The 1,940-nt window shown below is 26.1% G+C and carries 2 protein-coding genes; both read left to right on the top strand.

What is annotated here, in order from left to right:
* The first annotated feature begins 174 nt into the window (after window positions 1–174).
* Entirely contained in the window at window positions 175–1,671 is a 1,497-nt protein-coding gene (locus CI949_RS20425) for a sensor histidine kinase (protein ID WP_089722817.1), read from the top strand.
* Window positions 1,672–1,693: 22 nt separating this feature from the next.
* On the top strand, window positions 1,694–1,940 hold a 247-nt coding region (locus tag CI949_RS20420), incomplete at its 3' end, for a LytTR family DNA-binding domain-containing protein (RefSeq protein ID WP_290769872.1).

The following is a 1,940-nucleotide window of genomic DNA, read 5'->3' as shown; positions in this document are numbered from 1 at the left end:
CTTTGTTAATTCAGGACAATTTCAAATTATAATTGGTCAGGGATCAGTAAACTCAGTCTTAAATGGCTGAGCTTTTTTTTTGAAATTAATTCAAATGATATTTTGACACTTTAGTAATTAAAGTAGTATCATTATAATAGTAGTCTTTAAAAAAATGTCAGCAAATTCTTGGAGGTGTTAATTATATTTTCCAGAATTATAGATTTCATAAAAAAGCCAAAAAGATCTATTAGAAGTAGAATTATAAGTATTTTTATTATTATTATATTAATATTGAATGTAGTTTTTTTCCTTTCTTTTCTTCGAAGAGATAAAGAGATTGAGGTTTATCAAAATAATGTAGATACCAACTTTAAACTTAACCAATTATCATTGAAAATAACAGAAAACTCTCGTTATTTTGATCAATATTTTCAGGAAAGAAGTGAAGAAAATAATGAGCTTTATCAAAATTCACGAGCTGAAATAGCAGCATTAATGACTGAAATTGAAGATGAAATCAGTAGGGACCAAAAAAGCAAGACTTTTTATAGAAATCTCAGTAATATGCTGGAATATCATGATCAATTAGTTTCAAGTTTATTTAACTCTAATATTCTAAATCAAAACACTTATCAAATGTTAATAGATATTGATACTCTTTATTCATATATAAGCAGTCACACACAGAATTTAATTAATTCCTATCTTGCTTATCACAGCAGCAATTATGTTAATTTATTATTAGACACTCAAAACAGAACTAAAAGCATCTATTTTTTTGTTATTTTAATTAGTATAGCGGTTTTTATTTTTGCTGTTTTAATGGCAAATAATATTTTAGAGACTATAGAAAAATTGTCTTCATTTGCCCGTTATTTATCTTTGGGCCACTGGGAAATTGAAAATATAGAAGAAATAAATTACAGAGAATTAAATATTTTAGGACAGACATTTAATTTAATGAAAAATAATATTAGCAAATATATCAAAGAATTAAAAGAAAAATCAGAGGTGGAGAATAAACTAAATCAGGAAAAGATGCAGAATATAGAAAAAGAGAGGCTGTTGAAAGAATCTCAACTTTTAAATCTGCAGATGCAGATGGATCCTCATTTTTTATTTAACACCTTAAATACAGTTTCTAGAACTGCAATGTTTGAAAATGCAGCTAAAACTCAAGAGCTTATTATCGCAATTTCTAAAATAATGAGATATAACTTAGATCATAAAGGGAAAATGGTTGAATTAAATAAAGAAATTGAAGTTTTAAAAGCTTATTTAACGATTCAGGAAACCAGATTCAAAGAACAGATGAATTTTAGAATTAAAACTGAAGGTGATTTATCCAATTTTAAAATTCCGCCGATGATTATCCAGCCAATTGTTGAAAACTCTATAATTCATGGTCTAGCTGATATTGAATCAGAAGGTAAGGTTTTAATAGAGATTGATAAAGAAGAGGATTATTTAATAATTAAGATTATAGATAACGGAATTGGCATAGAAAAACAGAAGTTAGTAGATATCTTAAATGAAGAACACAAAATTGAATCTGATAAAAGGAAAAGTCTTGGTCTTTTAAATGTGATTAAAAGATTAAAATTACATTATGGTAAAAATTTATTAAATATTAATTCAAAAGTTAATAAAGGAACAGAAGTAATAATTAGAATTCCTATTGATGAATAAAATATTTCAAAAGGAGGATATAATGATAAATATCTTAATAGCTGAGGATGAACATTTAGAAAGAAAAGCAATAAAATTCTTTATTCAAAAACTATATAGTCAGGAAATAGAAATTAAAGCTGAAGTTAGTAATGGGGAGGAAGCAGTCTTTCAGGCGTTAGAAAATGATGTAGATTTAGTTTTAATGGATATTCAGATGCCTAAAATGAGCGGTTTGAAAGCGGCAGAAATACTAAAAGAAAAATCCTCAAAAGTCGAAGTTATAATTT

Source organism: Halanaerobium sp., from assembly GCF_003070835.1.
The sequence above is the reverse complement of the archived record's forward strand: the minus strand, read 5'-3'. Positions and strand labels throughout refer to the sequence as shown.